The organism is Variovorax sp. V93 (assembly GCF_041154485.1).
Lineage (GTDB): Bacteria > Pseudomonadota > Gammaproteobacteria > Burkholderiales > Burkholderiaceae_C > Variovorax > Variovorax beijingensis_A.
Genome location: NZ_AP028669.1, coordinates 1,157,577 through 1,181,901, shown reverse-complemented (window position 1 = coordinate 1,181,901; position 24,325 = coordinate 1,157,577). Strand labels below are relative to the sequence as shown.

The 24,325-nt window shown below is 68.0% G+C and carries 22 protein-coding genes; 4 read left to right on the top strand and 18 right to left on the bottom strand.

Annotated elements, in window-relative coordinates; genetic code table 11:
- Nucleotides 1–3: 3 nt before the first annotated feature.
- From ACAM54_RS05315 to ACAM54_RS05285, 7 genes are all read right to left on the bottom strand, one after another.
- Nucleotides 4–792 (bottom strand): L-iditol 2-dehydrogenase, encoded by a 789-nt coding sequence (locus tag ACAM54_RS05315; protein WP_369650057.1) that lies wholly within the window; start codon nt 790–792, stop codon nt 4–6.
- On the bottom strand, nt 789–2,180 hold the full coding sequence (dalD, locus tag ACAM54_RS05310) for a D-arabinitol 4-dehydrogenase (protein ID WP_369650948.1): 1,392 nt from the start codon (nt 2,178–2,180) through the stop codon (nt 789–791). The genes ACAM54_RS05315 and dalD overlap by 4 nt, the downstream gene beginning before the upstream one ends.
- 79 nt (nt 2,181–2,259) lie before the next feature.
- On the bottom strand, nt 2,260–3,297 hold the full coding sequence (locus tag ACAM54_RS05305) for an ABC transporter ATP-binding protein (RefSeq protein WP_369650056.1): 1,038 nt from the start codon (nt 3,295–3,297) through the stop codon (nt 2,260–2,262).
- Nucleotides 3,298–3,314: 17 nt separating this feature from the next.
- Nucleotides 3,315–4,139: a carbohydrate ABC transporter permease gene (locus tag ACAM54_RS05300; RefSeq protein ID WP_021005825.1), complete on the bottom strand. Its 825-nt coding sequence runs from the start codon at nt 4,137–4,139 to the stop codon at nt 3,315–3,317.
- 10 nt (nt 4,140–4,149) lie between these two features.
- Nucleotides 4,150–5,007: a carbohydrate ABC transporter permease gene (locus ACAM54_RS05295; RefSeq protein WP_369650055.1), complete on the bottom strand. Its 858-nt coding sequence runs from the start codon at nt 5,005–5,007 to the stop codon at nt 4,150–4,152.
- Nucleotides 5,008–5,160: 153 nt separating this feature from the next.
- Complete coding sequence (locus tag ACAM54_RS05290) at nt 5,161–6,471, bottom strand: sugar ABC transporter substrate-binding protein (RefSeq protein WP_145740942.1); 1,311 nt, start codon at nt 6,469–6,471, stop codon at nt 5,161–5,163.
- Between the two features lie 177 nt (nt 6,472–6,648).
- A complete protein-coding gene (locus ACAM54_RS05285; protein ID WP_369650054.1) occupies nt 6,649–7,584 on the bottom strand; it encodes a LysR family transcriptional regulator in 936 nt (311 codons plus the stop codon).
- 91 nt (nt 7,585–7,675) lie between these two features.
- Here ACAM54_RS05285 and ACAM54_RS05280 point away from each other — a divergent pair, with 91 nt between their 5' ends.
- Nucleotides 7,676–8,653, top strand: coding sequence for a tripartite tricarboxylate transporter substrate binding protein (locus ACAM54_RS05280; RefSeq protein WP_145740940.1), 978 nt, complete (start codon nt 7,676–7,678; stop codon nt 8,651–8,653).
- Between the two features lie 37 nt (nt 8,654–8,690).
- Nucleotides 8,691–9,755, top strand: a complete 1,065-nt coding sequence (locus ACAM54_RS05275) for a 4-hydroxythreonine-4-phosphate dehydrogenase PdxA (protein WP_369650053.1) — start codon at nt 8,691–8,693, stop codon at nt 9,753–9,755.
- 7 nt (nt 9,756–9,762) lie between these two features.
- On the opposite strand, the gene ACAM54_RS05270 is transcribed toward ACAM54_RS05275, so the two are convergent.
- From ACAM54_RS05270 to tal, 3 genes are all read right to left on the bottom strand, one after another.
- Nucleotides 9,763–10,092: a DUF805 domain-containing protein gene (locus ACAM54_RS05270; protein ID WP_145740936.1), complete on the bottom strand. Its 330-nt coding sequence runs from the start codon at nt 10,090–10,092 to the stop codon at nt 9,763–9,765.
- A 158-nt stretch (nt 10,093–10,250) separates the two neighbouring features.
- On the bottom strand, nt 10,251–11,813 hold the full coding sequence (gene pgi / locus ACAM54_RS05265; RefSeq protein ID WP_369650052.1) for a glucose-6-phosphate isomerase: 1,563 nt from the start codon (nt 11,811–11,813) through the stop codon (nt 10,251–10,253).
- Between the two features lie 2 nt (nt 11,814–11,815).
- On the bottom strand, nt 11,816–12,772 hold the full coding sequence (tal, locus tag ACAM54_RS05260) for a transaldolase (protein ID WP_145740932.1): 957 nt from the start codon (nt 12,770–12,772) through the stop codon (nt 11,816–11,818).
- Nucleotides 12,773–13,022: 250 nt separating this feature from the next.
- On the opposite strand from tal, the gene ACAM54_RS05255 reads away from it, so the two are divergent.
- The gene (locus ACAM54_RS05255; RefSeq protein ID WP_145740930.1) at nt 13,023–13,703 is read left to right on the top strand and encodes a lipocalin family protein; all 681 of its coding nucleotides are present in this window, start codon (nt 13,023–13,025) and stop codon (nt 13,701–13,703) included.
- Here the strand turns inward: ACAM54_RS05255 and ACAM54_RS05250 are convergent.
- The 4 genes from ACAM54_RS05250 to ACAM54_RS05235 are packed head-to-tail and all read right to left on the bottom strand — an operon-like array spanning nt 13,690 to nt 18,691.
- Entirely contained in the window at nt 13,690–14,322 is a 633-nt protein-coding gene (locus tag ACAM54_RS05250; protein WP_369650051.1) for an HAD family hydrolase, read from the bottom strand. The genes ACAM54_RS05255 and ACAM54_RS05250 overlap by 14 nt on opposite strands.
- 12 nt (nt 14,323–14,334) lie before the next feature.
- Complete coding sequence (locus tag ACAM54_RS05245; protein ID WP_369650050.1) at nt 14,335–15,384, bottom strand: ABC transporter ATP-binding protein; 1,050 nt, start codon at nt 15,382–15,384, stop codon at nt 14,335–14,337.
- A 19-nt stretch (nt 15,385–15,403) separates the two neighbouring features.
- Nucleotides 15,404–17,677, bottom strand: a complete 2,274-nt coding sequence (locus ACAM54_RS05240; protein ID WP_369650049.1) for an ABC transporter permease — start codon at nt 17,675–17,677, stop codon at nt 15,404–15,406.
- Nucleotides 17,678–18,691: an ABC transporter substrate-binding protein gene (locus ACAM54_RS05235; RefSeq protein ID WP_145740923.1), complete on the bottom strand. Its 1,014-nt coding sequence runs from the start codon at nt 18,689–18,691 to the stop codon at nt 17,678–17,680.
- Nucleotides 18,692–18,835: 144 nt separating this feature from the next.
- Here ACAM54_RS05235 and zwf point away from each other — a divergent pair, with 144 nt between their 5' ends.
- On the top strand, nt 18,836–20,305 hold the full coding sequence (zwf, locus tag ACAM54_RS05230; RefSeq protein WP_369650048.1) for a glucose-6-phosphate dehydrogenase: 1,470 nt from the start codon (nt 18,836–18,838) through the stop codon (nt 20,303–20,305).
- Nucleotides 20,306–20,315: 10 nt separating this feature from the next.
- On the opposite strand, the gene ygiD is transcribed toward zwf, so the two are convergent.
- The 4 genes from ygiD to ACAM54_RS05210 all read right to left on the bottom strand — a co-directional run bounded on the left by ygiD (nt 20,316) and on the right by ACAM54_RS05210 (nt 24,311).
- On the bottom strand, nt 20,316–21,248 hold the full coding sequence (gene ygiD / locus ACAM54_RS05225) for a 4,5-DOPA dioxygenase extradiol (RefSeq protein WP_369650047.1): 933 nt from the start codon (nt 21,246–21,248) through the stop codon (nt 20,316–20,318).
- A 61-nt stretch (nt 21,249–21,309) separates the two neighbouring features.
- Nucleotides 21,310–22,308 (bottom strand): ABC transporter ATP-binding protein, encoded by a 999-nt coding sequence (locus tag ACAM54_RS05220; protein WP_145740918.1) that lies wholly within the window; start codon nt 22,306–22,308, stop codon nt 21,310–21,312.
- Entirely contained in the window at nt 22,305–23,375 is a 1,071-nt protein-coding gene (locus ACAM54_RS05215) for an ABC transporter ATP-binding protein (RefSeq protein WP_369650046.1), read from the bottom strand. The genes ACAM54_RS05220 and ACAM54_RS05215 overlap by 4 nt, the downstream gene beginning before the upstream one ends.
- 24 nt (nt 23,376–23,399) lie before the next feature.
- On the bottom strand, nt 23,400–24,311 hold the full coding sequence (locus tag ACAM54_RS05210) for an ABC transporter permease (protein WP_369650045.1): 912 nt from the start codon (nt 24,309–24,311) through the stop codon (nt 23,400–23,402).
- Nucleotides 24,312–24,325: the final 14 nt, after the last annotated feature.

Genomic DNA, 24,325 nt, shown 5'->3' with positions numbered 1-24,325 from the left:
TCGTCAGCTCATGACATTGCCGCCGTCGACGTTGAGGGTCTGCGCCGTGATGTAGCGCGCCTCGTCGCTGGCCAAGAATACCGCCGCGCCTGCGATGTCGGCCGGCACGCCCATGCGGCCGAGCGGCACCTCCAGGCCCACGCGGCGCTTCTTCTCGCCGGGCGGCAGCCCTTCGGCCTTGGCGAACAGGCTGTCGACATGGTCCCACATCGGCGTGTCGACCACACCGGGTGCAATGCCGTTGACACGGATGCCGTGCGGCGCCATGGCCAGCGCGGCGCTCTGCGTGTAGCTGATGACCGCGGCCTTGGTCGCGCAGTAGTGCGACACCAGCGCTTCGCCGCGCCGCCCGGCCTGCGAGGCCATGTTGATGACCGACGCGCCCTGCGTGCCCGCTTCGACCATGTGGCGCAGCACGGCCTGCATCACGAAGAACATGCCCTTCACGTTGACCGCGAACAGCCGGTCGAACGAAGCCTCGTCGCTGTCGAGCAGCGGCGCCAGGTCGAACACCGCGGCATTGTTGAACAGCGTGTGGATCGGCCCGAAGGCGACCTGCGCCTCGGCCAGCATGTGCGAAATGGCCTGCGTGTCGGTCACATCGGCCGCGATGTAGGCCAGCTTGTCGGGGTGGCGCTGCTGCAGCGCCCGCACGGCCTCGTGCGCCGCTGCAGCGCGGTCGACCACGCTGCAGCGCGCGCCCTCCGCAATGCAGGCCTCGGCCACGGCCAGACCGATGCCGCCACCGGCGCCGGTCAGCAGCACGTGGCGGTTCTTCAAACGTTCGCTCATGTCGTTGCTCCAGAGTTCAGGAAATTTGCCACGCGCCCGCTCGCTGCGCGCACCGCGTCGACCAGCCGTGCATCTCCCGCGGCGGCGCCCCACAGGCCCGGGTCCGAGCACAGCGCGAGCACCGAATCGGCGGCATCGCAGATCGCGTGCGCCGCGGCTTCGTCCATGCCCTGGTCCTGGTAGGCATAGGGCAGCGCCCCGCGATGCCAGCGCTGCAGGAAGGCCAGGAACAGCGCGGGCAGCATCGCAACGCTGTCGATCGGCTGCCCCGCGGCCAGCCGCTCGCGCACCGTGGGCGCGATGAAGCCCGGGATCTTCGAGAAGCCGTCGGCCGCCACGCGCTGGTTGGTGTCGCGGATCGCGGGGTTGCCGAAGCGGTCGAGCACCACGTCGCGGTAGGCCGCGAGGTCGATCGGGCTCGGGCTGAGGCACGGGATCACGTCGTCGGTGACGTAGTCGAAGGCCATCCGGCGGATGGCCGCGTCGTGCGTGCCTTCGTGGATGAAGTTCAGCCCTGCCAGCGTGCCCGCCCAGGCGATGCAGCTGTGCGTGGCGTTGAGGATGCGGATCTTGGCCTCTTCGTAAGGCTGCACCGATTCGACCAGCTCCACGCCCACGCGGCCCCAGTCGGGGCGCCCGGCCGCGAAGTTGTCCTCGATCACCCACTGGATGAAGCTCTCGCCGGTGATCGCGGCCGCATCGTCGCGCCCCGTCGCGGCCTTCACGCGCGCGCGCAGCTCGGGCGGCGGGCGCGGCGTGATGCGATCGACCATTGCGTTCGGGCAGGTAGTGTTCGCTTGCACCCAGGCAAGCAGTTCCGCATCGCCCGCGCGTTCGATGAACTCGAGCAGCCCGGCACGGAAGCGATCGCCGTTGTGGCGCAGGTTGTCGCAGTTGAGCAGCGTCACCGGACCGGCCTGCGCGGCCTTGCGCGCGCGCAGGATCGCGCAGACGGCGCCATAGATGGTCACGCCCTCGCCACCCGCCTCGCCGCGACGCGCGCGCTCGATGTCGGCCGCGAGATCGCCGAACGACAGGTCCAGCCGGCCCTTGGTGTCGAGGTAGTAGCCAGCCTCGGTCACGGTGAAGGACACGATGCGCGTGGACGGCGCCGCGCCGCGCGCGATCACCGCGGCCAGCGAGGGCTCCCACGACAGCACTTCGCGGATGGCCTCGATCTGTTCGTAGCGGTACTCGCCGGCCGGCGACACGGTTTCGAGCGTGTAGCGGCCGCCCTGCGCCTGCAGCGCGGCGACGACCTCGGCCATGTCGGGACGGATGTTGGCGCCCGAGAGCGACCAGCGGGTGTCGCCCGCATCGATCAGCCGTTGCAAATAGACGGCCTGGTGGGCCCGATGGAACGAGCCGAGTCCGAGGTGAAGCACCATGAACTCCGACGGAGCCGCGGGTGGAGTTGGCGCATCGAGAGGCGCTGCTGCGAGGGTCACGGGAATGTTCCGGAAGAAATCAGGCGGAGACCGAACGGCCTTCGCGGTTGAACAAATGGAGCACCGACGGATCGAGCTCGACCGCTACGTCGTCGCCCGCATGCAGCGGCGTGCGCTCGTTCTGGCGCGCGATCAGCGGCACGCCGCCCACGTCGACGTGGATCAGCGTGTCGGCACCCAGCGCCTCGATCAGCTCCACACGCCCCGGCACGCCCGTGGCGGCAGCTTGCTTCGGATGCACGCGCAGGCCTTCGGGCCGCACGCCCAGGAAGCCGTCGCTCGGCAGGCGCCCGCCGGTGGCGGCGGAGAAGCTCGGAATCGCGCTTGCCGCCACCATGTTCATCGACGGCATGCCGATGAACTGCGCGACGAACTGGTTGGCCGGGTGATCGTAGAGCTCGAGGGGCGTGCCGACCTGCTCGATCAGGCCGTCCCTGAGCACCACCACGCGGTCGGCCAGCGTCATGGCCTCGACCTGGTCGTGCGTCACGTAGATGGTGGTGGCGCCGAGCGAGCGATGCAGCTTGTGGATCTCGACGCGCGTGTTGCCGCGCAGCGCGGCATCGAGGTTGGACAGCGGCTCGTCGAACAAAAACACCTTGGGCGCGCGCACGATCGCGCGGCCGATCGCCACGCGCTGGCGCTGCCCGCCCGACAGGTCCTTGGGCGTGCGGTCGAGGTACTGCGTGAGGTTGAGCGTCTTCGCCGCGTACTCGACCTTGGTCTTGATCTCGTCCTTCGGCACGCCCGCGAGCTTGAGCGCGAAGGACATGTTGTCGTACACGCTCATGTGCGGATAGAGCGCATAGCTCTGGAACACCATCGCCAGGTCACGCTTGCCCGAAGGCGTCCAGGTGATGTCCTTGCCGTCGAGCAGCAGCTTGCCGCTGGTGATCGGCTCGAGCCCCGCGATCAGGCGCAGCAGCGTCGACTTGCCGCAGCCCGAAGGCCCGACGAAGACGATGAACTCGCCCTTCTGGATTTCGAGATCGACGCCCTTGATGATGTTGACTTCACCAAAGCTCTTCTTGATGTCTTTGAGTTGCAGGTAGGCCATGAGGTGTCTCCCTTTCTTTACTTGACGGCGCCGAAGGTCAGGCCTTGCACCAGTTGCTTCTGGCTGAACCAGCCGAACACGACGATGGGTGCGATCGCCATCAGCGAGGCGGCCGACAGCTTGGCCCAGAACAGGCCTTCGGGGCTGGAGTACGAGGCGATCAGCGTGGCCAGCGTGCCGGCCTTGGCCGAGCTGAGATTGAGCGCCCAGAAGGCCTCGTTCCAGCTCAGCACCAGGCACAAGAGGCCGGTCGATGCGAGGCCGCCCACCGACAGCGGCAGCACGACGTGGCGGAACTCGGTCCACAGGCTGGCGCCGTCCATGCGCGCGGCTTCGAGGATTTCGTTCGGAATGTCCTTGTAGGCGCTGTAGAGCATCCACACCATGATCGGCAGGTTCGACAGCGTGAACACGACTGTGAGCGCGGTGAGCGAGTCCAGCAGGCCCGCGGTCTGCGCGAGCACGTAGATCGGCACCAGCGCGCCGACGGCCGGCATCATCTTGGTGGAGAGCATCCACATCAGGATGTCGCGCGTCTTCTTCGTGCGGAAGAAGGCCATCGAGTACGCGGCGGGCGCCGCGATCAGCAGGCCGATGATGGTCGAGCCCAGGCTGGTGATGAGCGAGTTGCGCGCATACAGCAGGTAGTCGCTGCGGCGCTGCACTTCGCTGAAGTTGCCGAGCGTGGGCTCGAAGATGAAGAGCGGCGGCACGTGGATCGCCTGCAGCTCCGTCTTGAAGGCCGTGAGGAACAGCCAGCCGAGCGGGAAGAACAGCAGCAGCGCCACGGCCCATGCACCGGCGGTGCGCAGCAGTTGCGGAAGGAAATTGCTGGGTTGCATGGTCGTTCCTTCAATCCAGATTCTTGCCGATGATGCGGATCAGGAACACGGCCACGATGTTGGCCAGCACCACCGCGAACAGCGCACCGGCCGAGGCCACGCCCACGTCGAAGTTCATCAGCGACTGCTTGAAGATCAGGTAGGTCATGTTGGTGCTCTCGTTGCCCGGGCCGCCATTGGTGGTGATGGCAATCTCGGCGAACACGCTGAGCAGAAAGATCATCTCGATCATGATCACCACCGCCATCGGCCGGCCGAGGTGCGGGATGGTCAGGTAGAAGAAGCGCTGGAACGCGCTCGCGCCGTCCATGCGCGCGGCTTCCATCTGCTCGCGGTCGAGCGACTGCAGCGAGGTGATGAAGATCAGGCAGGCGAACGGCAGCCACTGCCAGGCCACCATGACGATCACCGAGAACAGCGGTACATCGGTGAGCCAGTCGACCGGCGTCGCGCCGAAGAAGCGCCACACGTCGGCCAGGATGCCGTAGATGGGATTCATCATCATGTGCTTCCACAGCAGCGCGTTGACCGCGGGCATGACGAAGAAGGGCGAGATCAGCAGTACCCGCACGATGCCGCGGCCCGGAAAGGGTTCGTTCACCAGCAGCGCAAGCAGCACGCCGAGCACCACCGTGATGATGATCACGCTGCCGATCAGCATCAGCGTGTTCCAGGTGGCGGGCCAGAAGTCCGGATCGGTGACGAAGTAGTGAAAGTTCTCGATGCCCGCGAAGGTGCGTTCGCCGGGCTGCATGAGGTTGTAGTTCACGAACGAGAAGTACAACGTCATCGCGAGCGGCACGATCATCCACAGCAGGAGCGTAAGCACGGCGGGCGCCATGAGGGCGCGGGGCAGGAGGCGTTTCATGAAGAGGTTCCTTCTCGTTGTCTCTGGCTCCTTCCCCCTCTGGGGAAGGCGGGGATGGGGGCTCGCTGCTCGAGCGCTGCGGCGATTGGTGCGCCGCGTGCCCCCACCCCAACCCTCCCCCGGGAGGGGAGGGAGCAAGAAAGAAAGCCTGGCTTACTTGTAGTACCCGGCCTTCTTCATCTCGCGCTCGGCCGCCGTCTGCGAGGTCTTCAGCGCCTGGTCGACCGTGACCTTGCCCGACAGCGCCGCGCTCATCTGCTGGCCCACGGCCACGCCAATGGCCTGGAACTCGGGGATGGCCGCGTACTGGACGCCGGCGTAGGGCGACTTGGGCAGCGTGCTGTCGGTGAGGTTGGCGGTGTCGATGGCCCTTTTCTCGGCTGCAGCAAACTTCGCAACCTTCTGGAACTCGGGGTTCGCATAGGTCGACTTGCGCGTGCCGGTCGGCACCGAAGCCCAGCCGGTTTCCTTGGCCACGAGGTTGACGTAGTCCTTGGACGTGGCCCACTTGATGAACTTCTGCGCGGCGTCGTCCTTGGTCGAGCTGGCCGGAATAGCCAGGTTCCACGACCACAGCCAGTTGGCGCCCTTGGGCGTGACGGCGATCGGCGCCTGCGCGAACGCCACCTTGTCAGCCACCTTCGACTGCTTCGGGTCACTGATGAACGAGGCCGCGATGGTCGCGTCGACCCAGGCCGCGCACTTGCCTTCGTTGAAGAGCGCGAGGTTCTCGTTGAAGCTGTTGGCCGAGGCGCCCGGAGGGCCGTTCTTCTTCATCAAGTCGACGTAGAAGGTGATGGCGTCCTTCCATGGCTTGGTGTCGATCTGCGGCTTCCACTGCATGTCGAACCACTGGCCGCCGTGCGTATTGACCAGCGTGGTCAGGAAGGCCATGTTGTCGCCCCAGCCCGGCTTGCCGCGCAGGCACATGCCGTACACGCCGGCCTTCGGGTCATTGGCCTTGTCGGCGAACTCCTTCACCTGCGCCCAGGTCGGCTGCTCGGAGAACTTCACGCCCACCTTGTCGGCCAGGTCCTTGCGGTACATGAGCATCGAGCTCTCGCCGTAGAACGGCGCGGCGTAGAGCTTGCCGTCGGTCGACAGGCCGTTGCGGATGGCGGGCAGCAGGTCGTCCACGTCATAGGCGGCGTCGGTGGCAATGGGCTTGAGCCAGCCCTTCTTCGACCAGATCGGCGTTTCGTACAGGCCGATGGTCATCACGTCGAACTGGCCGCCCTTGGTGGCGATGTCGGTGGTCACGCGCTGGCGCAGCGTGCCCTCTTCCAGCGTGACCCACTTGAGCTTGATGTCGGGGTTGGCTTTTTCGAAGAAGGGGGTGAGCTTCTGCATCTCGATCATGTGGCCGTTGTTGACGGTCGCGATCACGAGTTCGGTGGCGGCCTGGGACATCGCGCCCGTGCCGATGAGTGCGAGGACGAGGCCCGCTTTCAGAAAACGCTTCATGTTGTCTCCTAGAGGTGAGCGACGCCCGCTCTTTTTGGGTCGCCGTGGCGGGATTCTGGAGAAACGCGCTTGCGGGTTTGGTACTTCACCGGCTCGCCATGGTACTTTCATGCACCAGTTGGCTAGGAGATTCCCTAGTTGGTGCAATACAGCATGGAAAATCTCAATCCAAAGGCTTCAGGCGCCGCCCAGCAGCTGGCGCCGGAACTGCGCCGCGGCCGGTGAGAGCGCGCGGTCCTGCCGGGTGACGAGGCAGATCGGCGGCACGCGCACCGGCAGTTCCACCGGCACCGTGCGCAGCACGCCCAGCCGGGCGTAATGGCTGGCCTGCGAAGCCGGCATCACGGCCGCCATGTCGGAGTTCTCGAGCAAGGCGGTGATGGCGATGGGCGATGCCGTTTCGATGATGTCGAGCCGCGCCTGGATGCCCGCCTCCCGCATCGCCGCCTCGAAGCGCCCGCGCTGCGGCGAGCCCGGCGGCTGCAGCACCCAGGACCAGTTGGCCATCTCGGCCAGCGTGACGGTGGCGCGCTCGAACACCGGGTGCGTGGCGCGCACCACCACCACCTGCGATTCGCCCAGCAGCGGCACGCTCGCGTACTTCGCCTCGTCATGGCCGTCGGTGAGCCGGCCCAGCACCAGGTCGACATCGCCCTGCTCCAGCTGCGCCTGCATCACGTCGCTGGTCTCGACCACCACCGACACGGCCACCTGCGGATGGCGGCGGTGGTACTCGACCAGTGCCGGCGCCAGCAGTTCGGGCACGGCGCCCGGCACGCTGCCCACGCGCAGCGAGCCGCTGAGGCCGGAGCGCAGCGCGAGCATTTCCTCGCGCGCGCTGCCGAAGTCGCTGAGCACGCGGCGGGCATAGCGGATCAGGATCTGGCCGTAGGGCGTGGGCTCCATGCCGCGCGCAAGGCGCTCGAAAAGCCTTTCGCCGAGCGAGTCCTCCAGCTGCTGCAGCAGCTTGGTGGCGGCCGGCTGGCTGATGTTCATGGCCTCGGCCGCGCGGCCCAGGTGGCGGTGGGTATCGAGCCGCGCCAGCAGGAGCAACTGGCGCGGCCGCACGTGGAGCATCAGCGATGCGTCGGTCAGGCCGGAACCGGAGGTCATGCACAAAAGTATATGGAGCTTCGGGCTTTTTTGATTGGATCGGCCGCATGAAGCTGCCTAAGCTCGCGCCAAACAAGCAGGAGACACCCCGATGAAGCAATCTTTTCTGGCCCGCGCGGCGGGCACGGCCGCGCTGGCGCTGATGGCCGCCACCGCCGGTGCGCAGCAGCCGGCCTACCCCGACAAGCCGCTGCGCATCCTGGTCGGCGCCTCGCCCGGCGGCGGCACCGACATCCTGGCACGGGTGCTGGCCGACAAGTTCGCTCCGGTGCTCAAGCAGCCCGTGACGGTGGAGAACCGGCCCGGCGCCTCCAACACCATTGCCGGCGAACTCACGGCGCGCGCCGCGGCCGACGGCAGCACGCTGCTGCTGGCCACCAACACCGCGCAGGCGGTGGCGCCCCACATCCTCAAGCTCAAGTACGACCCGCTGAAAGACCTGCAGCCGATCGGCCTGGTGGCGGTGATGCCCAACGTGCTGGTGGTCTCGGCAAGCTCTCCCTACAAATCGGTGAAGGAGCTGGTGGCGGCCATGGGCGCCAGGCCGGGCGGCTTCAAGTACGCCTCCTCCGGCATCGGCAGCACCCAGCACGTGGGCGGCGAGGCCTTCAACCTGGCCACCGGCATGAAGTCGATCCACGTGCCCTACAAGGGCAGCTCGCAGGCCCACGTCGACATCATCGGCGGCGAAGTCGACATGATGTTCGACAGCACTTCCTCCGCCATGGGCCAGATCAAGGCCGGCAAGTTCCGCGCGCTGGCCGTGAGCGCGCCGCAGCGCTCGCCCGAGCTGCCCGATGTGCCCACGCTGGCCGAGCAGGGCATCAAGGGCGCCGACGTCTCCACCTGGTACGGCCTCTACGTGACGGCCGGCACGCCGCGGCCCGCGGTCGAACGGCTGAACGCCGAGCTCGTGCGCACGCTGAAGCTGGCCGACGTGCAAACGCGCATCAAGGCCCTGGGCGGCGAGCCCGGCACGCTGACCGGCGAAGCCTTCGCGGCGATGAACAGGCAGGAGTTCGACCACTACGGCCAGCTGGTGCGCGACGCCAACATCAAGGCCGAATGAGGCCTCTCTTCTTCATCATCATTTCATTCCTGCCCACATGTCCACTCCATCGAAGACCCCCAGCCTGATCTCCGCCAAGCCCCGCATCGCCGTGCTGCTCGGCGACCCCGGCGGCATCGGCCCCGAGATGGCCGTGAAGCTGCTCGCGCGCCAGCGCAATCTGGACGCCGCGCGCGTGCTGCTGATCGCCGACCCCGCGGTGCTGGCCGCGGGCGAGCGCGTGGCGGGCATGAAGCTGGACCCGCTGCGGGTCGGCGGACTCGACGACCTGCGCTTCGAAGACGGCCGCCTCACCGTGCTGCTGCACGACTGGATGGAAGGCCGGGAGCCGGTGCTCGGGGCGTCGAACGAGGCCTCGGGCCGCGCTTCCTTCGAGGCGCTCGAACTCGCCACCGCGGCCGTGCGGCGCGGCCAGGCCGAGGGCATTCTCTTCGCGCCGCTCAACAAGCATTCGCTGCGGCTCGGTGGCCTCGTGCACGAGGACGAGCTGCGCTACATGCAGGAGCGCTTCGCGGTGACGGGCTTCGTTTGCGAGTTCAACCTCACGGGATCGCTCTGGACCTCGCGCGTGACCTCGCACATTCCGCTGAAGGACGTGGCAAGCCACATCACGGTGGAGGGCGTGAGCGACGCGGTGAAGATCATTGCGTCGGCGCTGCGCCGCGCGGGCGTGGCACAGCCGCGCATTGCGGTGACGGGGCTCAACCCGCATGCGGGCGACGGCGGCTCCATTGGCATGGAAGAGATCGAGATCATCGCGCCGGCCATCGAGCGGCTGCGCGCCGAGGGCCACGATGCGCGCGGCCCGTTCTCGCCCGACACGGTGTTCATCGGCGCGCGCCGCGGCGATGTGGATGCGGTGGTGTCGATGTACCACGACCAGGGCCAGATCGCGATGAAGCTGATGGGCTTCGAGCAGGGCGTGACGCTGCATGGTGGCCTGCCCGTGCCGGTGGCCACCTCGGCCAGCGGTAGCGCCTTCGACATCGCGGGCAAGGGCATCGCGCAGATCGAAGGGCTGCAGCAGGCCTTCGACCTGTGCGTGCGCATGGCCAGTGGCGGACCGGTGCGCGCGCTTTCCAGCGCGGAAATTGCAGCCTGACCGAGGCTCAGGTGGCGGGTGCCCCGTGCGGGTTGGTTTCGGGCTGCGTGGGCTGCACGTAGAAGTAGATCAGCACCAGGTTGACGATCGGAATGATCATCAACAGCTGGAGCCAGCCGCTCTTGCCGATGTCGTGCAGGCGGCGCGCGCCCACGGCCAGCGCGGGCAGCAGGAAGCCCAGCGCCGCGATGACGTACACATATTGATGGATCAGGCTCGCCACGATGAGAACGACGACCTCGGCCAGCACGAACCACCAGTACTCCGAACGCGATGCGCGTCCGTTGAAATCGGCGTATTTGCTGAAACAGGTCTTGACTGCTGTCTGAAAGTCCATTGATCGACTCCTCTTGATTGAATCCCAGGGAAATTCCCCGGGCCGATCATATCGATGCATCTTTCAACGGCAAATTCGGCCATCAGTTCGCAAACAAACGGCCTATGAATCGGCCTGTCGCGGCCTATCCGGACCTGCTGCCCCGGCCTTTCAGCGGATCAGGCCTGCGTGCCCAGGCGTTTCAGGAGGCCGGCCGTCGAGGCGTCGAGCCCCATGATGTCGCACGAGGCGAGGCGCGGCTCGATGTCCTTCGCGAGCACCTTGCCGAGTTCCACGCCCCACTGGTCGAAGCTGTTGATGCCCCACAGCGCGCCGCTGGTGAACACGCGGTGCTCGTACAGCGCAAGGAACGCGCCCAGCGATTCGGGCGTGAGCTTCTCGAACACGAAGAAGCTGCTCGGCCGGTTGCCCGGGAAGTTCTTGTGGCCGCCGGCATCGAGCTTGCCGACCATCAGCGCCTGCGCCTGCGCGAGCGCATTGGCCAGCAGCTTGGGGTGGTGGCCGTCGAGGTCGTGCGCCGCATCGCGCACCGCCACGAATTCGAGCGGGATCACGTCGGTGCCCTGGTGCAGCATCTGGAAGTAGGCATGCTGGCCGTTGGTTCCGGGCTCGCCCCAGAGCACGGGCGAGGTGCCCAGGCCGGCGGGCAGCGGCGCGCCGCTCGCATCGACCTGCTTGCCGTTGCTCTCCATCTCGAGCTGCTGCAGGTAGGCCGGCAGGCGCTTCAGGGCGCTGTGGTACGGCGCGATGCCGCGGCTCGTGAACTTGTGGAAGTTGCGGTACCAGACGTCGAGCAGGCCGAGCCGCACCGGCAGGTTCTGCTCGAGCGGCGCGCTGCGGAAGTGCTCGTCCATTGCGTGCGCGCCCGCCAGCAGCCGGCGGAAGCCGTCGGCGCCGATGGCCAGCGCGATCGGCAATCCGATGGCCGACCACAGCGAATAGCGCCCGCCCACCCAGTCCCAGAAACCGAAGGTGGTGTCGATGCCGAATTGCTTCGCCGCCTCGACGTTGGTGGTGAGCGCGGCAAAGTGGCCGGCAATGTCGGTGCCGCCCGACTGCTCGTGCCAGCGCCTGGCCGAGAGCGCGTTGGTCATCGTCTCGGCCGTGGTGAAAGTCTTCGAGGCAATGAGGAACAGCGTGTGCTCGGGCGCCAGGCCCTGCAGCACGCCGGCCAGCTCGTGGCCATCGACGTTCGAGACGAAGTGGAAGCGCTTGCCCGGCGCGGCGAACTCGGCCAGCGCGAGCACCGCCATCTGCGGCCCGAGGTCGGAACCGCCGATGCCGATGTTGACCACGTCGGTGATCGTGTGGTCGGCGCGCACCTTCTCGGCAAAGGCCAGCATCGCATCGAGGGTTTGGTGCACCTCGCGAAGCTTGTCGGCCGTCTTGCCCACCTTCGCATCGGCGGGGGCGCGCAGCAGCGTGTGCAGCACGGCGCGGTCTTCGGTGTTGTTGATGTGCTCGCCCGCGAACATCGCGTCGCGGTGCGCCTCGAGGCCGCACTCGCGGGCCAGCGCGAAGAGCAGCTCTTCCGTGCGCGCATCGATCAGGTTCTTCGACAGGTCGGCGAACAGGTACGGCGCTTCCTGGCTGAAGCGTTCGAAACGGCCGGCATCGTCGACGAAGGCGTGGCGCACGTCGAACTGGCGGCCCGCGGTCTCGAAGGCGGCCTGCAATTGCGCCCAGGCGGGCGCGCGGTCGCAGCGAAGGGTCATGGCCATGCTTACTTGCCGCTTTCCTGCATGAGTTTTTCGAGCTTCACGGCATCGGCCGCAAAGGCGCGGATGCCCTCGGCGAGCTTCTCGGTGGCCATGGCGTCTTCGTTGAGCGCGAAGCGGAAGCCGGCCTCGTCGTAGCTCACTTTCTGCATGTCGGCCGTGGGCGCGGCGGAGGCGTCGAGCGCATGCGCGAGCGGCTCGTTGCTTGCGGCCAGCTCGGCCAGCAGCTCGGGGCTGATGGTCAGCAGGTCGCAGCCGGCCAGGGCCCGGATCTGTCCCACATTGCGGAAGCTCGCGCCCATCACCTCGGTCTTGATGCCGTGCTGCTTGTAGTACTCGAAGATCTGGCGCACCGACTTGACGCCCGGGTCGTTCGCGCCCGCGTTGGCGGCCTCGTTCCACTGGGCCCCGGCCGATTTCTTGTACCAGTCGTAGATGCGGCCCACGAAGGGCGAGATGAGCTGCACGCCGGCCGCGCCGCAGGCCACGGCCTGCGCGAACGAGAACAGCAGCGTGAGGTTGGTGCGGATGCCCTTCTGCTCCAGGGCGCGCGCCGCCTCGATGCCCTCCCAGGTGGAGGCCACCTTGATCAGCAGGCGCTTCTCGGTGTCGATGCCTTCGGCCTTGTAGAGCGCCACGATGCGCTCGCCGCGCGCAACGGTGGCGGCCGTGTCGAACGAGAGGCGCGCGTCGACCTCGGTCGACACGCGGCCCGGGATGATCGAGAGGATTTCGGTGCCGAAGCGCACCAGCAGCCGGTCGATGACCTCGTCGAGCGGCTTGCCCGCGTGCTTGCTGACGGCTTCGTCGAGCAGCGGCCGGTACTCGGGCTTCTGCACCGCCTTCAGGATGAGCGACGGATTGGTGGTCGCATCCTGCGGCCTGGAGATGGCAAGTTGCTTGAAGTCGCCGGTGTCGGCGACCACGGTGGTCCATTGGCGGAGAGCATCGAGTTGGTTCATGGAGAAAGATTATCCAGTGCGGGTGATGACAAGTCCTGCACGCTGTTGCGCCGGGTCCGATGTTTTCATGCGCACCGTAGCACGGGTTTTCACCGCCCCGCATCAGCCTGCCGCCGACAGGGTTGTAAGTGGCCGGCCGGCCGCGCTGCCCTACAGCGGCTGTGGTCCGCCGCTGACGGCGCGCCGCCCCGGCCGGGGACTAGGCTGGCTGTTTCCGATTGATGCTTCCGACCACAGGAGTGCCACGCCCATGCCCCTTCGCCATCGCTCCGCCGCGGCTGCCGCCGCCAGCCGCGCTCCTTCCTTCGATGACCGCCGCACCAGCCACGCCATCGGCACCCTGGCCACGGCCTTCGTGGTGGGCGGCGTCGCCACCTGGATCGCCATGGGTGCGGGGCGCACCGGGCGAGCCCAGCTGCCCGGGCCGCCCGATGGTGCGCCGCTCATGCGTGCGCCGCTGCAGGTGGTGGCGCCGGTCGATCTGCAGCGCTATGCGGGCATCTGGCACGAGCAGGCCCGCCTGCCCAACCGCTTCCAGAAGCAGTGCGCCGGTCCCGTGAGCGCCGAGTACACGCTCCAGGTCGATGGCACCATGCAGGTGCTCAACCGCTGCGTGCGGCCCGATGGCAATTTCGACGAAGCGGTGGGAACGGCCCGTGTGGTGCCGGTGGCCGGCCAGCCCGGCGCGGGCCGGCTCGAAGTGCGCTTTGCACCGTCGTGGCTCAGCTGGCTGCCGATGGTGTGGGGCGACTACTGGATCCTGAAGCTCGACCGCGACTACCAGGTGGCGCTGGTCGGCACGCCCGACCGCGAATACCTCTGGGTGCTTTCACGCGCGCCGCGCCTCGAGGACGACGCGCTGCAGGCCGAGCTGGACTACGCCGCCAGCCTGGGCTTCGACACCTCCAAGGTGGTGCTCACCGGCCGGTAGCCGGCAGGTAGCGCGCCAGCTGCGCCGCCAGAGCTGGCGGGTAGGTGCAATGGATGGCCTGCCAGCCGAAGGCACGCGCGGCCTCCACGTTGGCGGCCGAGTCGTCGATGAACACCGTCTCGGCGGGATCGAGCGCATGGCGCACCGCCAGCAGTTCGTAGATTTCGCGATCCGGCTTGATGAATTTCACGTCACCCGAGAACACGCCGCCGTCGAAGCGCCGCATGAAGCCGTGCCGGCGCTCGACCGCGCGTGCGTAGGGCGCCGGCATGTTCGAGAGGTAGTACAGGCGCAGCGCCTCGCCGGCCTCGCGCCGGACGAACAGGCCCTCCAGCAGTTCCACGGTGACGGCAATGGGCTCGAGGCGCTCCCCGAGCGTGCCGAGCATGGCGTCCAGCCGCTCCGCCGGCAGCGACAGCCGCCGGGCCATGCGCGCGATGGCCTCGTCCAGCGAGCGCATGCCGCAGTCGAAGCTCATCCAGTCGTCGTGGTGGAAAAGCGCTCGGCCCAGCGCCGCTGCGGCAGCCTCGGTGGGGGCATGCTCGGAAAGATGGGTCTGCACCAGCCGGGTGGGCTCCCATGCCAGCAGCACGGCGCCAAGATCGAAAACCACGTTCATGGCTCCATTGTTTCATGCGGCGGGCACCACGCTCACACCATGCGCCGCCAGCGACAGCGTGGCCTCGGCGCCCGCGGCAAGGGGCGTCGACAGATCGGTCGACACCACGAACACCGGCCCCAGCGGCGTGTCGAAGCCGTATTCGTAGAAGCTCCCGAGGTAGGCCGCCTTGCGCAACGTGGCCGGCAGGCCCTCGCGGGTGCCGTCCAACCCGATTTGCCAGGCCTCGGGCCGCACCGCCACCTTCACCGCGCCGGGCGCCACCGCATGGCGCGGCTGCAGCCGCAGCGGGCCGAGCGCGACGCTGCCGTCGGCTTGCGCCACCGCCGGGAACACCATCGCCTCGCCCATGAAGCCGGCGACGAATTCGCTCTCGGGCCGCGCATAGAGCTGCTCCGGCGTGCCGCGCTGGGCGATCACGCCGTGGTCCATCACGATGATCTGGTCGCTCACGGCCAGGGCCTCGCTCTGGTCGTGCGTGACGTAGGCCACCGTGAGCCTCAGGCGCTGCTGCAGCGCGCGGATCTCCTCGCGCATTTCGCGCCGCAGCCGGGCGTCGAGGTTGGACAGCGGCTCGTCGAACAGCAGCACCGCGGGCTCCAGCACCAGTGCACGCGCCAAGGCAACGCGCTGCTGCTGGCCGCCCGAGAGTTCGCTGGGCAGCCGCTCGTCGAAGCCGACCAGCCCCACGCCCTTGAGCGCGCCGCGTGCCCGCGAGGCGGCCTCGTCCTTCTTCACGCCGCTCATGCGCAGGCCGTAGCCCACGTTCTCGATCACGTTCATGTGCGGGAACAGCGCGTAGCTCTGGAACATCATGCTCACGTTGCGCTCGGCCGGGCCCAACGTGGTGACGTCGCGCCCGCCCATGAAGATCGAGCCCGAGGTGGCCGATTCGAGCCCCGCGATCATGCGCAGCGTGGTCGTCTTGCCGCAGCCCGAGGGCCCGAGGATGGTGGTGAGCGTGCCCGCAGGCACCTCGAAGCTGATGCCCTTGACCGCCAGCGGCCCGTTCCTGTCGGTGCCGTAGCGCTTGGTGACGTTGCGCAATTCGATGCCGTTCATTCAATGATCTCCGCGCGGCTCATGCCGCCAGGCTTTCCATCTTGTGATGCCCCTGGTGCGGCGGCGTGGCCCCGCGCCGCCCCAGCCTGCGCTCCCCCACCACGAACTGCACCAGCGCAATCGCGACAGACATCAGGATCATCAGCACCGTGCAGTAGGCCAGCGCGATGCCGTAGTCGCCGTTGCCCACGCGGCCGATGATGTAGGTGGTGGCGAGCTCGTTCTCGGCCGTGACCAGGAAGATCACCGCGCTCACCGTCGTCATGGCGCGCACGAAGCTGTAGACCAGCGCGGCCACCAGCGCAGGTTTGAGCAGCGGCAGCACCACCCTGAAGAGCGTCTGGGCCGTGGAGGCGCGCAGCATCAGCGAGGCTTCGTCCAGCGATCGGTCCAGCTGCTTGAAGGCCGCCGTGCCGGCCCGCACGCCCACCGGCAGGTTCCGGAACATGAAGCACAGCACGATGATGAGCCCGGTGCCCGTGAGCTCGAAGGGCGGCACGTTGAAGGCCAGGATGTAGCTCACGCCCAGCACCGTGCCCGGGATGGCAAAGGCCAGCAGCGCGCCGAACTCGAAGACGCCCTGCCCCTTGAACTCGTTGCGCGCCAGCAGCCACGCAATCAGCAGCCCCAGCGCGGCGGTGATGGGCGCCGAGATGCCCGCGAGCTTGAGCGTGGTGAGCAGCGAGTTCCACGCGGTGCCGGCCCACACCAGGCCGAACTGGCCCCATTCGAGCGCGAACGCGTTCTTGAAATGGTCGAGCGTGAAGCTGTAGTCGCGCCCCCAGGTCTGCACGAAGCCGCCCGCGAAGGCGAACAGGTAGACCACCGCGGTGAACGCGATCCAGGGCAGCGCGATGCACTGGATGGTGCGCCGCACGCCGTCGGGCAGCGCCATCGCGATGCCCGCGTCGCCCTTGCCGCTCACGGTGGTGTAGTTCTGCCGGCCGAGCACGCCGCGCTGCAGCGCGAACACGCCAAGCGCAAAGATCGTCAGCACCCACGCCAGCGAAGCCGCGCGGCCCTGGTCGTACTGCGCGCCGACGATGGCGAAGAAGATGTCGGTCGACAGCACCGAGAACTGCCCGCCCACCACCACCGGATTGCCGAAGTCCGCAATGCTTTCGATGAAGCCCACCAGGAAGGCATTGGCCAGCCCGGGCTTCAAAAGCGGCAGCGTGATGGTGAAGAAGGTGCGGCGGCGGTCGGCACGCAGCATCTGCGCCGCCTCTTCCAGGCTGGGTGCGATGCCCTGCACCACCCCGCGCATGATCATGAAGGCAATGGGCGTGAAGGCGAACAGCTGCGCCACCAGCACGCCCGGCATGCCGTAGAACCAGCGCGTCGGCTCGACGCCGAACACGCTCTCGAGCAGCTGGTTGACGATGCCCGCGCGGCCGAACAGCAGGATGAGCCCGAGCCCCACCACGAAGGGCGGCGTGATGATCGGCAGCAGCGCGAGCACGCGCAGCGCGCCCTGGCCGCGCTTGCTGCCGCGTTCGGCCATCAGCGCCATCAAGGTGCCGAGGAAGGTGGTGCCAGCCGCCGTCAGCAGCGCCAGCACGAGCGTGTTCCAGGCCACGCCGCAGCGCACGCCGCCGGCCAGGCAGCCCACGCCCCAGATGCGTTCGGCGAACACGCGCGCGGCAAAGGCCGCGATCGACCAGCGGCCGTCCTCGTCGAGGAAGGCACCCGCGAGCGCCTTGCTCACCGGGTAGGCAATGAACAGCGCCATCAGCACGCCGCAGCCGATGACCGCGGCCGCCACGAACAGGTCGCCCTTGAAAAGCCCGAGCCGCGCAATGCCGAAGGCGGCCAGCATCGTGAGCGCCGTGAGCGCCACGAAGCCGCCCGCGCCGATGCCGAACTGGTTGATTGCGAGTTCGCCGAACAGCGCGTTGAGCGCTTCGAAGCTCCAGCCGCGCGCGCCGATGGCGAACCCGGCAATGGCCAGGCCGAAGGCACCGATGGCGCCACCCGCCAGCAGCCAGCGCCCCTGCGCGCGGCCGGCCGGCAGCCAGGCGCCGATGGCGCACATCGCGAGTCCGGCAAGCCCGATGAAGAGCCAGCCGCGCCCCTGCGTGGCCGCCTGCATCAGGCCGTTGGCACCCTCGGCCCGGCCGAAGACCTGCGGAACGGCTTCGTACCAGATGGCGTCCTGGATCGCATACCAGGGCAGCAGCAGGTAGGCCGCAAGGCCCAGCGCCACCCAGGCCCGGATCCAGCGCTGCGCCCGCCGGGCGGCGGCCACTGACGCCGGATTGGCCGGCGCGCCGCCGATGGAAAGGGCTTGCACTTAGCGCGGCAGCGAATTGACGTCTTTTTCCCAGCGCGCGATCAGGCGGCGGCGCTCGGCGCTCGCGCCGTACTTGGCGTAGTCGTAGTTGATGAACCTGATCTTCTTGAAGTCAGGGATGCGCGGATCGAGCTTGGCATTCGCGTTGCTCGGCAGCTGGAACTGCTTGTTGGCGGCGCCGAGCTCCTGCGCGGCCGGCGTCAGCGCCCATTCGTAGAACTTCTTCGCGGCCTCGAGGTTGCGCGCACCCTTGATGATGCTCATGGAGCCGATCTCGGCGCCGGTGCCGTCGGCCGGCGTGATGGTCTCGACCGGAAAGCCCTGCATCTTCTCGCCCGGGCCGTCGTGCACGAAGCTGATCGACACGGCCGTTTCGCCGCGCGCCACCGCCTTGATGGGACCGGTGCCCGAGCGCGTGTACTGGCCGACATTCTTGTGCAGCGCCTTCAGGTAGTCGAAGGCCTTGTCCTCGCCCATCAGCTGCACCAGCGTGGCGATCATGGTGTAGGCCGTGCCGCTCGATGCGGGGTTGGCCACCTGGATGTCGCCCTTGTATTCGGGCTTGAGCAGGTCGGCCCAGGTCTTGGGCACCGGCAGCTTCTTCTTGGCGAGCAGCTCGGGGTTGTAGCCGAAGCCCAGCGGGCCGGAGTAGATGCCCACGGTCCTGTAGCCCGACTGCTTCGCCTGCTGCTGGGCCCAGGGGTGCAGCTGCGCCAGCGTGGGCGACTTGTATTCGAGCGTCAGGCCCTGCTCGGCCGCCTGCAGGTGCGGGTCCCCGGTGCCGCCGAACCAGATGTCGGTCTTGGGGTTGTCCTTCTCGGCGATGAGCTGGGCCAGCGCCTCGCCCGAGCCCTTGAGCGACATGTTGATGCGGGTACCCGTGGTGCGCGCATACACGGTGGCGATCACGTTGCACCATTCGGCCTGGACCGAGCAGATCACGTTGACCGTGCCCTGGGCCGACGCGGCAGCCGACAAACCCACCAAGGCCGCTGCAGTAAAAAGCTTCTTCATGTGAAAACCCCGCCTCCAAAACAAAAATAGGCCTCCCGGCCGGGGTTGAGCGTAGCTTTCGTACAGGTTTCATGAATTGGTACAAGTACCATTCGGTTGAAACAGAGAGCCCACTCGGCACCAAGACAAAAGGAATTTCGACTCATGAGCTTCGATCTCGTTCTGTTCGGCGGCACTGGCGATCTCGCATGGCGCAAGCTCATGCCCGCGCTGTTCCAGGCCTTCAGGCACGGCAGCCTTCCGAAAGACGGACGCATCGTCGGCGTGGCCCGCGACGACCTCTCGGACGACCAGTACCGCGAACTGATCCAGTCGCGCTTCAATGCCGTCGAAGGCGCCAAGCGCCCTTCGGCCGAGGAGTTCGAGAAGTTCGCCTCGCTGCTGTACTACCTGCGCATGGACCTGTCCAAGCCGGCCGACTACGCCCGGCTTTCCGAACTGCTCAAGCAGCGCAATGCCGACACGGTGGTGATGTACGTGGCCACGGCGCCCGCGCTCTTCACCCAGGTGGTCGAGCAGATTGCCGCGGCCGGCCTCAACGGAGCGTCGACCCGGGTGGTGCTCGAGAAGCCGCTGGGCCACGACCTGGCGTCCAACCGCGCGATCAATGCCGCAGTGTGCAAGGTGCTCGACGAGAAGCAGGTCTTCCGCATCGACCACTACCTGGGCAAGCCCTCGGTGCAGAACCTGTTCGCCATGCGCTTCGGCAATGCGCTGTTCGAGCCCATCTGGCGCCGCGAGCACATTGCCAACATCCAGATCACCATCGCCGAAGACCTGGGCGTCGAAAAGCGCGGCGCCTTCTACGACCAGACCGGCGCGCTTCGCGACATGGTGCAGAACCATGCGCTGCAGCTGGTCTGCGCCATCGGCATGGAGCCGCCGATCAACTCGCATGCGGACGCCATCCGCGACGAGAAGCTCAAGGTGCTGCGCGCACTCAAGCCCTGGACGCCCGAGACGCTGGGGCTGCATGCGATTCGCGGCCAGTACACGGCCGGCACGGCCTACGGCGAACGCGTGCCGGGCTACAGGGACGAGCCGGGCGTCGACCCCGAGAGCCGCACCGAGACCTTCGTGGCGCTGCGCACCGAGATCGCCAACTGGCGCTGGGCCGGCGTGCCGCTGTACATCCGGACCGGCAAGCGGCTGGCCTCGCGCGACGCGCGCATCGAGGTCAACTTCAGGCCCACGCCGCATGCGATCTACCGCGCACCTGCCGGCGCCGTCAACAAGCTGGTGATCAACCTCCAGCCGCGGGACGGCCTGGAGCTGCACCTGCTCGCGCAGGCCCAGGACAACCGCCGCAGCAGCAACGGCCACCACAGCGCCGCGCAGCTCGCGCCCGTGCAGCTGGACCTCGACTTCGACAAGCGCTTTGGCGCCGAGCGCGTGGGCGCCTACGAGCGGCTGCTGCTCGACGTGATCGACGGCCGCCTGAACCTCTTCGTGCGCAGCGACGAGCAGGAAGAGGCATGGCGCTGGGTCGAGCCGCTGATCGACAGCTGGGCATCGGACGGCGGGCCGCGCCCCTATGCCGCGGGCACCTGGGGGCCGAGCGCCTCGAGCGCGATGATTGCGCGCGACGGCTTCTCGTGGAGCGAGGAACAGTAGGTCCGCGCGCTCAGCCGAACTGCACGCAGCGCATGCTCAGCGTGCCCGACTGGAATCCCTCGTGGACCGTTTTCGCACGCTCGCTCGGCCCCGCGGCACCGAGCGCGTAGAGAAACGGAAAGTAGTGGTCCGGCGTGGCGACCGCGGTGGCGGCACCTGCCAGCTTTTCATAGCCGACCAGCGCGCGGTCGTCCCGCCCCGCGAGCGCAGCCTTCACCGCGTCGTCGAACGATTGCGCCCAGGGCCGGCTGGCTGTGAGCCCGTCGGCCGTGCCACGGTCGGTGGCCCGCAGGTTGTGCACCACGTTGCCGCTTCCCATCACGAGCACGCCCTTGTCCCGCAGCGCCGCCAGGTCGCGGCCCACCGCGTAGTGGAAGGCGGCCGGCTGGTCGTAGTCGATGCTGAGCTGGAACACCGGAATGTCGGCCTTCGGATAGAGGTGCTTCAGCACCGTCCAGGTCCCGTGGTCCAGGCCCCACTGCTGGGTGCCCACCACCGGGGCCTGCTTCACCGCGCCGACGGTTTCGCGCGCGAGCGCGGGATGGCCCGGTGCCGGGTACTCGATGTCAAAAAGCGCCTGTGGAAAGCCGCCGAAGTCGTGGATCGTCTTCGGCCGCTCCTGCATTCCGACGCCGGTGGCGCCGCGGCTCAGCCAATGGGCCGAAACGCTCAGGATGGCCAAAGGCCGCGGCAGTTCCCTGCCCCAGGCGGACAGCCGGCGCGTGAAGGCGTTGTCGGCCAGCGCGTTCATCGGCGAACCATGGCCGATGAAGATGACCGGCATCCGCTGCGACGGCGCCCCGGTGGCGGCGTGCGACAGCGAACAAAGCGAAGCCAGCGTCGAAGTGGCCGCTAGCGCGGAACCCATGAGAAAGCCGCGTCGGCCCAGCGCCGACCGGATCGCCGGGCTGCCGCCGGTGCCTGTGTTCTGCTTCATCGTCATGGCCGCACTCTGCGCCGCTTTGCCACGCTTGTCGGTGCGTTTACGCACACCTCGGCTCGGGCTAGATCCGGCCTTCCTCCGCCGCGTGGCAAGCCACCTGCACGCCCCTGATGGTCAGCAGCTTCGGCCGCTCGGCCGAGCACCGCGCATTCGCATGCGGACAGCGCGGATGAAACGCGCAGCCGGCCGGCGGGTTCAGCGGGTTCGGCACTTCGCCCTGCACCGGCGTGCGCGCGCGGCCGGTGTGCTTCATCTGCGGAATCGCGTCGAGCAGCATGCGCGTATAGGGATGCTGTGGCTCGGCAAACAGCTTCTGCTTGTCCGCCACCTCGACCAGCCGGCCCAGGTACATCACGCCGACCTGGTCGGCCACGTGCCGCACCACTGCCAGGTTGTGCGAGATGAAGAGATAGGTCAGGCCCTGCTGGCGCTGCAGGTCCTTCATGATGTTGAGCACCTGCGCCTGCACGCTCACGTCGAGCGCCGAGGTGGGCTCGTCGCACACCAGGAACTCGGGCTCGGTGGCGAGTGCGCGCGCAATCGAAATGCGCTGGCGCTGGCCGCCCGAGAACTGGTGCGGGTACTTGCTCATGTCCAGCGGCGAAAGGCCGACCGACTTGAGCAGTTCGCCCACGCGCTCGCGCAGCTCGGCCTTGCCGCTGAGGATGCCGTGCTCGCGCAGCGGCTCGCCGACGATGTCTTCCACGATCCAGCGCGGGTTCAGGCTCGCGTACGGGTCCTGGAAGATCATCTGGATGCGGCGGCGCAGCTTGCGGCCTTCGGGGGTCTTGAACGCGGCGTGCGCGTCCTGCCCGTCGAACTGCAGGCCGCCGCGCGTGGGTGCGTAAAGGCCGACCAGCAGCCGCGCCACGGTGCTCTTGCCGCAGCCCGACTCGCCCACCAGCGCCAGCGTCTTGCCGCGCTCGATCGAAAAGCTCACGCCGTCCACCGCATGCAGCAGCACGCGCGGCTTGCGTTCGAGCACGCGGTTGAGCCACGGCGGCGAGACGTCGAAGGTGCGGGCGAGGTCGTGCGCCACCACGAGCGGTGCGGCGCTCATCGGGTCACCTCCGCAAGCGGCGCGGCCGCATCGGGCACGGCGCGCTCGCCGGCCAGCTGCGCATCGTGGTGCCGGGCGGCCAGCTCGGCCTGGCCCTTGTGCGGATCGGTGGCATCGTGCAGCCAGCATGCGGCACGCGTGGCGCCGGCATGCATGAGCTCGGGCCGCTCGGTCAGGCAGCGCGCAAAGGTGCGCGGGCAGCGCGGGTTGTAGGCGCAGCCCTGCGGGATGGCATTGAGCCGCGGCATGGCGCCGTCGATCTGGTTGAGCCGTTCGCGGTCGCTCGTCATGTCGGGAATCGAGGCCATCAGGCCCGAGGTGTAGGGATGCGCCGGCTGGTGGATCACCTCGTGCACCGGGCCGATCTCGGCGATGCGGCCCGCGTACATCACGGCCACGCGGTCGCAGGTTTCGGCGATCACGCCCATGTCGTGCGTGATCAGCATCACGGCGGCGCCGCGGTCCTTGCAGATGCGCTTGAGCAGCTGGATGATCTGCGCCTGGATCGACACGTCGAGTGCGGTGGTCGGCTCGTCGGCCACGATGAGCTTGGGCTCGGCCGCCAGCGCCAGGGCAATCACCACGCGCTGGCGCATGCCGCCCGAGAACTGGTGCGGGAAGTGGTCGATGCGCTGCTCGGCGGCCGGAATGCCGGTGTCCTGCAGCAGGCCGATGGCGCGGCGCCGCGCTTCGGCCTCGGTCACCGGCAGGTGCGCGCGGATGGTTTCCACCAGCTGCCGCCCGACGGTGTAGAGCGGGTTCAGCGAAGTCAGCGGATCCTGGAAGATCGCGCCGATCTTGCGGCCGCGGATCGGCCGCATCGCATCGAAGCCGAGGTTGTCGATGCGCTGGCCTTCGAGCACGATCTCCCCGCTGGCCACGCGGCCCGGGGGCTCGAGCAGCCCGATGATGGCCGCGCCCGTGAGCGACTTGCCGGCGCCCGACTCGCCCACCACGCCCAGGATTTCACCGGGCGCGATGTCGAAGGAAATTCCGTCGAGCGCGCGCAGCGTGCCGCGGCGGTGCGGGAACTCGACCACAAGGTTCTTGACCTGGAGCAGCGTCATGGCGGCGTTGTCCTTTTTTCCATCTCAGCGCAGGCGCGGGTTCAGCGCATCGCGCAGCCAGTCGCCCAGCAGGTTCACGCTGAGCGCGATCAGCACCAGCATCAGGCCCGGGAACACGGTGATCCACCACTCGCCCGAGAACAGGTACTGGTTGCCGATGCTGATCAGCGTGCCCAGCGAAGGCGAGGTCGGCGGCACGCCGACGCCGAGGAACGACAGGGTCGCCTCGGTGATGATGGCGGTGGCCACCTGGATGGTGGCCAGCACCATCACCGGGCCCATCACGTTGGGCAGCACGTGGCGCAGCATGATGCGCAGCGGCGCCACGCCGGTCACGCGCGCGGCCTGCACGTATTCCTTGTTGCGCTCCACCAGCGTGGAGCCGCGCACCGTGCGCGCGTACTGCACCCAGCCGGTCAGCGAGATGGAGATGATGAGCACGCCGAAGGCCAGCGACTCATGCGCATTGGGAAACAGCGCGCGGCCGACGCCGGCAATCAGCAGCGCCACCAGGATGGGCGGAAACGACAGCATCACGTCGCACAGGCGCATGAGGAACGAATCGAGCCAGCCGCCGAGGAAACCGGCCAGCAGGCCGAGCACCACGCCCACCGTGATCGACAGCGCCACCGACACGATGCCGACGATCAGCGAGATGCGCGCGCCGTAGATCACGGCCGAGAGAATGTCGCGGCCCTGGTCGTCGGTGCCCAGCAGGTACTTGGAGGAGCCCTCGGCACTCCACGCGGGCGGCAGGCGCGCGTCGCCGAGTTCGAGCGTCGCGAGGTCGAAGGGGTTGTGCGGCGACACCCATCCTGCAAAGACCGCGCAGAACACGCAGGCCAGCGCGATGAGCGCCGCCGCCATCGCCACGGGCGAAGTGCGAAAGCTGTAGCCGACATCGCTGTCGAGCCAGCGGGCGAATGTTTTTTTCATCGTGAGGAAAAAAG

What these genes read in the sequence shown, in the direction of transcription:
- ACAM54_RS05315 (WP_369650057.1), bottom strand. Translation starts at nt 792, where the DNA reads ATGAGCGAACGTTTGAAGAACCGCCACGTGCTGCTGACCGGCGCCGGT.
- dalD (WP_369650948.1), bottom strand. Translation starts at nt 2,180, where the DNA reads ATGGTGCTTCACCTCGGACTCGGCTCGTTCCATCGGGCCCACCAGGCC.
- ACAM54_RS05305 (WP_369650056.1), bottom strand. Translation starts at nt 3,297, where the DNA reads ATGGCCTACCTGCAACTCAAAGACATCAAGAAGAGCTTTGGTGAAGTC.
- ACAM54_RS05300 (WP_021005825.1), bottom strand. Translation starts at nt 4,139, where the DNA reads ATGCAACCCAGCAATTTCCTTCCGCAACTGCTGCGCACCGCCGGTGCA.
- ACAM54_RS05295 (WP_369650055.1), bottom strand. Translation starts at nt 5,007, where the DNA reads ATGAAACGCCTCCTGCCCCGCGCCCTCATGGCGCCCGCCGTGCTTACG.
- ACAM54_RS05290 (WP_145740942.1), bottom strand. Translation starts at nt 6,471, where the DNA reads ATGAAGCGTTTTCTGAAAGCGGGCCTCGTCCTCGCACTCATCGGCACG.
- ACAM54_RS05285 (WP_369650054.1), bottom strand. Translation starts at nt 7,584, where the DNA reads ATGACCTCCGGTTCCGGCCTGACCGACGCATCGCTGATGCTCCACGTG.
- ACAM54_RS05280 (WP_145740940.1), top strand. Translation starts at nt 7,676, where the DNA reads ATGAAGCAATCTTTTCTGGCCCGCGCGGCGGGCACGGCCGCGCTGGCG.
- ACAM54_RS05275 (WP_369650053.1), top strand. Translation starts at nt 8,691, where the DNA reads ATGTCCACTCCATCGAAGACCCCCAGCCTGATCTCCGCCAAGCCCCGC.
- ACAM54_RS05270 (WP_145740936.1), bottom strand. Translation starts at nt 10,092, where the DNA reads ATGGACTTTCAGACAGCAGTCAAGACCTGTTTCAGCAAATACGCCGAT.
- pgi (WP_369650052.1), bottom strand. Translation starts at nt 11,813, where the DNA reads ATGGCCATGACCCTTCGCTGCGACCGCGCGCCCGCCTGGGCGCAATTG.
- tal (WP_145740932.1), bottom strand. Translation starts at nt 12,772, where the DNA reads ATGAACCAACTCGATGCTCTCCGCCAATGGACCACCGTGGTCGCCGAC.
- ACAM54_RS05255 (WP_145740930.1), top strand. Translation starts at nt 13,023, where the DNA reads ATGCCCCTTCGCCATCGCTCCGCCGCGGCTGCCGCCGCCAGCCGCGCT.
- ACAM54_RS05250 (WP_369650051.1), bottom strand. Translation starts at nt 14,322, where the DNA reads ATGAACGTGGTTTTCGATCTTGGCGCCGTGCTGCTGGCATGGGAGCCC.
- ACAM54_RS05245 (WP_369650050.1), bottom strand. Translation starts at nt 15,384, where the DNA reads ATGAACGGCATCGAATTGCGCAACGTCACCAAGCGCTACGGCACCGAC.
- ACAM54_RS05235 (WP_145740923.1), bottom strand. Translation starts at nt 18,691, where the DNA reads ATGAAGAAGCTTTTTACTGCAGCGGCCTTGGTGGGTTTGTCGGCTGCC.
- zwf (WP_369650048.1), top strand. Translation starts at nt 18,836, where the DNA reads ATGAGCTTCGATCTCGTTCTGTTCGGCGGCACTGGCGATCTCGCATGG.
- ygiD (WP_369650047.1), bottom strand. Translation starts at nt 21,248, where the DNA reads ATGACGATGAAGCAGAACACAGGCACCGGCGGCAGCCCGGCGATCCGG.
- ACAM54_RS05220 (WP_145740918.1), bottom strand. Translation starts at nt 22,308, where the DNA reads ATGAGCGCCGCACCGCTCGTGGTGGCGCACGACCTCGCCCGCACCTTC.
- ACAM54_RS05215 (WP_369650046.1), bottom strand. Translation starts at nt 23,375, where the DNA reads ATGACGCTGCTCCAGGTCAAGAACCTTGTGGTCGAGTTCCCGCACCGC.
- ACAM54_RS05210 (WP_369650045.1), bottom strand. Translation starts at nt 24,311, where the DNA reads ATGAAAAAAACATTCGCCCGCTGGCTCGACAGCGATGTCGGCTACAGC.